A 6,557-nucleotide genomic window follows, 5' to 3' on the forward strand; every position below is an offset into this window, starting at 1 on the left:
CCGCGCCGATTCAGCTGCATCGGTAATATCCAGCACGTTTCAGGAGCCAATGGATTACAGCGATGGCTCCGTGTGAGATCATCAAAATTGATCACATAGAACTCTGGGACAACTTTGTAACGGTGCTTATTTTGAAGCCAGGTATTGTAAACGATGGACGATAAATCATCGAACTTAAAGTCATACACAAACAAGGAAAAGCCCTTTTTGATGTGTTGAGTGATCACATGACGGATTACAAAATAGCTTTTCCCAGAACCCGGCGTTCCTAACACCATTAGTCCTCGAAAAGGATTTATGATATTAATCCAGCTGTTTCTAATACGTCCTTTCAAGTTGTAAAGGGCTGGTAGGTTTATAGAAAATTCATTTTCAAGCAGCCTTTCTTCCTGAGGAAAAGTCTCATTTTCTGTGTTAAAAACATCGCTGCTAAGTCTATCATGAATAATTCGTGAAAGCATTGTACCGCCTGAAAGTATGCACAAAAACCCAACTGAAGTCAATGTCATGTAAGCAATCGAAATCAAATCTATCGGAGCTTTCAAACCCATTACAAAGTAACTCCCAAAGTAAAAACCCAGTCCTAAAGCCAAGTAAATCAGAGCAATTCTGCTACTCATTTTTTCACTCTTCCTACCCTTAATTCCAAGCAAAGAAATCATCAACAGTCCTAGAGCAATGAACTTGGAGGTATGGAAATTCTCAAACAATCCAGTTGTAAGAATATTCATCAGCACCCCATCTGTCAGTTCAGAAACCAACTCCCAATCATTGAATGTAGCATAGCAGTAATAATAAAAATGCAGTCCCAAAACCCCGATTCCCATTAACCTGGTCATATCCAAAATCTTGCGTAACCCCTGCTCGTTTTCTCCTGTCTGCATTCCCATCCCCCGCTAGTTTAGTCCCTACTTTGTTTGTGTTTTTCTCTTTTTTCGCTTCTTCTTCCGCCATTCAAATGGCAGATAACTATATGTCTCCTCTGGAGTAATTACTGTCTCCAACATAGCTCTTAAAGAGCTATTGGAACTTCTGGTCTCCTTATCCATAACCGGTAGAATTGGACGCAGATCTGTTGGGCTTTCATGAGTTTGACTTGTACATTTGATGTATGCTGCTGGAGTGACCGTGTCATTTTTCTGAGTAAGACCTAATCGATCCAACAGTCCATTCGCACTGTATTTCTTACCCAATGCACTTCCATTATACACACATTTAGTTCGATGATCCACAAAGGTGACCCCATACAATCGGCCCTCATTATTCTCCCGTTTGACTGTGACAATGCCTTGCTTCTCCATGCTTTTTATTACTTCATCCAGACTACTTTTAGACATCTTCAACACAGCCAGATCAATTGCTGAGCGAATCGAATTGATATGTTTCTTGCGTTCCACTTTATTGGATTCAAACTTGGATTCAATCGCATTAAGAGTTGCTCGAAAGTGAAAACTGCTTGCCTTTATCGGTACTCCAATTTTATTTTCTTCTCCGTCTAATACCCGGTAAACCAGTCCTCTATTTTTAAAAATTCGTGATTCTTCAGTCCCACGGTCAGCCACTATTCGATAGCCTTTCAATACCGCATTAAGCTCTGGAAGGGTAGTGAATTTGTAGCTTTTAAGCACATGCTGAAGCACGTTCCCAATAGCTCGTTTAGTCTCAGATTTGCCATAGTCCAGTCTAGAAATCGAAACAGGCTTTGCTATAAAAAGTCCTTGTTTTTGTGACTCTGCAGGCACCAATCCAAACAGGTTTTCCAATGCTTTTCTTGTAGGTTCCGACTTCAATTTACCAATATTATGCAAGGGAATTCGCTTTCCATCTAGCTCAATATTGGTGGTGACAATATGCAAATGTGGGTGTCCTGCATCGTTATGCTTATAGACCAGATAACGCTGGTTTTCAAAGCCGATTCCTTTCATGTATTTCTTGGAAATCAACTGTAATTTCTTGTTTTCAAAGACCTCTCCGGGAGCAAAATTTAGAGAAATATGGACTGCATTTACCGCAGTTCTGGAATTCAACTGTGCAAGTTTCATTAAGTATTTTAGTCGCAAATCAGCTGACTGTTCTGCGTTTTGGGATGGATAATTGGCGGTCGAAAGCAATTCCGCTGCGCCTTGCTCCACCTTGTTTTCATTGTAGTGAAACGGCCTTCTTAGCGACGAACTTGTCTTTATGATTGCAACCATTTCTCCGCCGTCTGATTGATAAATCTGTTCACCGACTGTAATGAAACTAGAATTGTATTGTGCAATTCCTGGCCTTGTACCAAGAAAGAACTCGTCTCATTTTCACCTACAGAATTTAGTTTTTTGGCTATTTGATTGTAGTTGGTTGCAAGTCCGTGCAAGTCTCTTTTCAGCATAGTCAATTCTGCGAGCAGCTCCTGCATTCCGGTATCTTTATACCTACCGATTATAGGCTGTTTCAAAAGCAATTTCCTGGCATAATCCCTCAGGCTATATTGAACTGTCTGCCCAAAATTCGTTTGGATACTTTCGTATTCTTTACAAGTCAGCCTAACATGCAGCCATTTTTCTCTCTTGCTTTCTTCCTTCATCACGCATCATTTTCAAAGTTCAACAGCTTTATAAATTCCAAACCCCACGACTTCGGAGTTAGGGGTTTCAAGATCCGGTTGTGATACAACCGTACATCTTGCCGATTTCAGAGGACACAGGAAATCCCGTTAACTTTCTGAATGATTCGCAGGCTTCGGGAAAATCTGTGATTCATATCATTTTCTTCCTTCTAGATGATACAATTATAAAAAGTAGCTGCTGAATTAACCTATCCTGATCAATCTCTAAATAGGCTGAAGGCGACATAACATTATATTAATATGGGCTAATTTCGATACTGGCACATTGGTAATCAGACTGAGACAACACCAATCCCAAGTTTTACTTATATCGCTTAGCTCATCCGGTCAGATTATACAGCGTATACCCCATATAAGCTTCGAGCACGGGCTTCTGTTGCAGTTCGGTGATCACCAGGGCGGTCACATTGGCAATGGCGATTTCATTCACTCCACCTGAGGTAAGATTCTGACCGTATTCGGTGAGCTGCTGGATCAGTTTCTTATCCATACCTGAGCGTACAAAGCTGGCAGGTGACAACTTGAATTTCTTTGGATCTACGTACTTCCCAAAAACCCCAAGCTCCACACTGTCGCCTTGCTGCACTTCCTGTGATCGGGAAGGACCGAGGACTCGACCTCGATCGGCATTGAGCCAAGCGGTGGCATATCCGCCGGGGGTCTTATTGTTTTTGTCTGATCCTTATAATGGACTAGAATCACAAATTCTAAAGAATATGTGGTTCTACCCTTAAGTTAGAGGGGATATAAGTTTAATCCTCCATGGAAAAACAGTATTGCGCTTCTAAAGTTGGCAAAGGTTCGATAGCCTTTACCTTTTGTTTTGAGCTCCTGTATTTTACCATTTAGACGGTCAGCCATTGCATTGCTTAGATTCATTATCAATGCATTTACCACTCCGGAAACATGGTTATTGAATGTCTCTACTACTTTGTCTATTTCCTTAATTTTTCTACTCTTCGAGTCAGCAGTCCATTTGTTGTATAGTGTCCAGGCGAAAAGCTTTCCGCAACTGAACAGCGCTTTAAAGTTTTCTCTTACTTGCCAAGCCTTGCTCACCTCATAGTTCGCACCGGTAATTGCCTCAAACTTGATCCGTTGTTTCTCTGTGAGGTTTTCTGAATTCTTAAGTAAAGGATAGCGTGTGTGTTTTAGCTCCTCATGCTGTTTTACCTCTCGGCGACGCACTTGATCGATCGCCTTATTGAGGTACATCATCAGATGAAACCGATTGTGTGTGATCGCAGCATTGGGCAGTAGCTCCTCTGCTGAATTGATATAAGCTGGCCACATATCCATGCTGACTGAGGTTACCTGGCCAAGCTGAACTTCGGTTAATGTTCTGTTAAATAATGATTTGCACGCCTCCTTGGTCCGATCTTCTTCCACATCAAGAATACAACCAGACCCCGGATGACTCAGCACAGTGATATACTCATGACCCTTCTTAAAGGATTTTTCATCAATACTTAATTGGTCAAATACAAGCGCAGAATAGTTTCTTCTAGCCATGCCTCGTTGCGTACTTAGGTGCATGATTCTGTTCACCACATTGAATCCGCAACGCATAAGCTGGGCGGTTTTGGACTGATTTTTACTCGCCTTGAGCAAGTCTATTACAGCATGCTCGAACAGGAAGGTATGACGCTCGTATCCAGAAGCCCAGTTGGGCTGGACAGTCTTTACTTTACCCTCAGAAGTAATAATCCGAGGCAGTTCACACGTGATATAAGTCTTGTATTGCATCGTGTCCAAGTGCCTCCATTTACGTGCGGGCGCGTGATCATAAATGTTACAGAGTTCACCAGTCTGGGTATCTTCTACCTGCTTGGACAAACAGACTATTTGGATAGAAATTTCCTCTTTAGAAAAATCCGTATCAACCGATTTGACTACCCATCCATCTTCTAAATCTAGTATTCTTATGAAAAAATTCTGTGTAAACATCTTTTTGCTTAAAGATAGCTATTCCATTAAATTCGTGGTAGAACCTCCTGATATTCTGATGAACCACTTCATGTTGCTCAATAAGTTAAGCTTTATAAATAAAAATTTCTACTTTAAAGTCTCTAACGCAACTTAGTTCTTTGTTTTACTCCTGATTCCATAATTAAATATTGCAAGTAAAAGAGTGAGTAAATAAGCAAATATTTTTTGATTTACTAATTCAATATGCCTTGAACTCCAAAGCATGTAAAGAATAGGTAAGCTCGCGGCACAAAAAACAAACCCTCTAGTAAGTTCTATATCTAATTTTATTAGACTATTGAACTTTTGAAGTGATTCTTTATATAGTATTAATAACAATATCACCATTAGTGCTGAAGCGGTTAACAGCAGTTTAAAGCTAAACAAATGATCCGTGGTTGTGACATAAAAACAAAATATTATCACCATGAACAAAACAAATAATCCCTTGACTTTTTTCATCGATTTGGTGATTTTTCAAATTTGTGAGTAATTGACAATCCTTCAGGGCTAGCAACTTTTGAAGTGGCAAATCCTGTTGCTATACCCGCCCCAATTTGATACTGCATAGATAACCCAGCTGTTGCAAATGCTACTCCTATTGAAGATGCTACACCTATCCCCGCATTGAGCATATCTGCCTTAGTTTGTAATTGACTGTCTCCACCATTTGCAATTTTATAATCTGAAACGGAATTTGCCACTTCAACTAAATCATTCCCGATTTGATCTATAGAAACATCTTGGACCTCGGTCATATAAAAAGTATGATTTTCTCCTGTTCCCGAAGATGTAAAAGCAAATTGTTTTGCTGTTGATGAAATTTTCCCATCTGAATCAATTTTTAAACTTGTTACCACAGTTGTCGTTGCTTGTTTAGAACTCGTCTGAAATGTTTTTGTAACTACATCTGTTCCTGTTCTTTTGCTTTCCCCATTAGAAGTCTTGTCATACGAAAATGTTTGCCTAATTTGAGTAATTTGCCCAGTTCCGACTTCATTTTGAGTAGGATCCTCGCTGTCGCTGTGTTTTGGGGTTGCGTGAACGATTGCAACCTGCGGTGCCATCCCATCCGGATCGATATACCTCAGCGGATTATTGTACGCATAATTATTATGCAGTTATTTTATTTCTTCATAGATAATCTCGAAAAACAAACTTTCTTCTTTATTATTAAAGAACTCCTTTAACATTAAAAAAACTCGATCTCTATTTACTGACAACAGACTAAAGTCAATACTATTATCTAAACTTGGTTCAGTTTTATCTTCTGTAATGTAAAATCCATCGACACCTAAAATATAAACCTGATCCTTCTCACACTCTTTTATAAAATTAAGCGCATCAACTTTTGAATAAAGATTAATTCCGCCTCTCTGTACTACTCTGTCTTTAAATAACTTCTCTATCCTATTCATAATTTATTTTGGAATATATGGATTAATAATTGTTGCATCTGGAATCCATTTATTATCCAACCTATTGCTTATTTGAATAACCTGATTTGTTAAATCATCTTTAACAACATATGAACCGTTTTTTTGAAAAAATGCTGTTGAAGCATTTCCAGTTGCACTATTTGTTGCTACTCTTGTAGTAAATGGATTATTTATTGTATTATGTATTAATTCTTGTGTCCACCCACGACTTCCCATTTGCTTTACAATCTTAGGTGTTAAGTAAGAAAAAACACTACTAGTAGCAGCAGCTGCCCTCCCTAATTTTAAATATCTCAGGAAAGCCAATATTGGAGGAAGTGGTATTATAAAAGCTTCTGGATGTACTGGTTCAACAGCACCTGTTGCCATTGGTCTTCCCATATCATTCAAAACAGGTTTATCTTGGCAGCAATCTTTCTTTTCTTGTGTATTCTCACTGCCTTTTGTTGCAAATTCACCTATATAGTCCGCCCCTTGAATATCTCGTGAACTAACCTTTCCATATCCAACATCAATCATAACTTCATCCCTCTTTTTTCCAA

The 6,557-nt window shown here is 39.2% G+C and carries 8 protein-coding genes; all 8 read right to left on the reverse strand.

The window, feature by feature from the left end; genetic code table 11:
• Positions 1–890: YWFCY domain-containing protein (locus BVH04_RS24700; RefSeq protein WP_240511061.1), on the reverse strand; the 890-nt coding region annotated here is incomplete at its 3' end.
• An 18-nt stretch (positions 891–908) separates the two neighbouring features.
• Positions 909–2,195, reverse strand: a complete 1,287-nt coding sequence (locus BVH04_RS24705; RefSeq protein WP_086544131.1) for a relaxase/mobilization nuclease domain-containing protein — start codon at positions 2,193–2,195, stop codon at positions 909–911.
• Positions 2,180–2,566 carry a plasmid mobilization protein gene (locus tag BVH04_RS24710; RefSeq protein ID WP_086544132.1) on the reverse strand — a complete coding sequence of 129 codons (387 nt, stop codon included), beginning with the start codon at positions 2,564–2,566 and terminating at the stop codon, positions 2,180–2,182. Before BVH04_RS24710 ends, BVH04_RS24705 begins: the two co-directional genes overlap by 16 nt.
• Before the next feature lie 361 nt (positions 2,567–2,927).
• A complete protein-coding gene (locus BVH04_RS24715; protein ID WP_086544133.1) occupies positions 2,928–3,194 on the reverse strand; it encodes a hypothetical protein in 267 nt (88 codons plus the stop codon).
• A 149-nt stretch (positions 3,195–3,343) separates the two neighbouring features.
• On the reverse strand, positions 3,344–4,555 hold the full coding sequence (locus tag BVH04_RS24720; protein WP_086544134.1) for an ISL3 family transposase: 1,212 nt from the start codon (positions 4,553–4,555) through the stop codon (positions 3,344–3,346).
• A 479-nt stretch (positions 4,556–5,034) separates the two neighbouring features.
• Positions 5,035–5,643, reverse strand: coding sequence for a hypothetical protein (locus BVH04_RS24730; RefSeq protein ID WP_086544136.1), 609 nt, complete (start codon positions 5,641–5,643; stop codon positions 5,035–5,037).
• 54 nt (positions 5,644–5,697) lie between these two features.
• A complete protein-coding gene (locus BVH04_RS24735) occupies positions 5,698–5,994 on the reverse strand; it encodes a hypothetical protein (RefSeq protein WP_086544137.1) in 297 nt (98 codons plus the stop codon).
• Between the two features lie 3 nt (positions 5,995–5,997).
• Positions 5,998–6,557, reverse strand: a 560-nt coding sequence (locus tag BVH04_RS24740; RefSeq protein ID WP_205635929.1) for a colicin E5-related ribonuclease, incomplete at its 5' end; no start/stop codon positions are given.

This window comes from Algoriphagus antarcticus (assembly GCF_002150685.1).
Classification (GTDB): domain Bacteria; phylum Bacteroidota; class Bacteroidia; order Cytophagales; family Cyclobacteriaceae; genus Algoriphagus; species Algoriphagus antarcticus.

Coding starts and splice junctions, on each gene's coding strand:
- BVH04_RS24735 (WP_086544137.1), bottom strand. CDS start 5,994: ATGAATAGGATAGAGAAGTTATTTAAAGACAGAGTAGTACAGAGAGGC.
- BVH04_RS24710 (WP_086544132.1), bottom strand. CDS start 2,566: ATGAAGGAAGAAAGCAAGAGAGAAAAATGGCTGCATGTTAGGCTGACT.
- BVH04_RS24720 (WP_086544134.1), bottom strand. CDS start 4,555: ATGTTTACACAGAATTTTTTCATAAGAATACTAGATTTAGAAGATGGA.
- BVH04_RS24730 (WP_086544136.1), bottom strand. CDS start 5,643: ATGGCACCGCAGGTTGCAATCGTTCACGCAACCCCAAAACACAGCGAC.
- BVH04_RS24705 (WP_086544131.1), bottom strand. CDS start 2,195: ATGGTTGCAATCATAAAGACAAGTTCGTCGCTAAGAAGGCCGTTTCAC.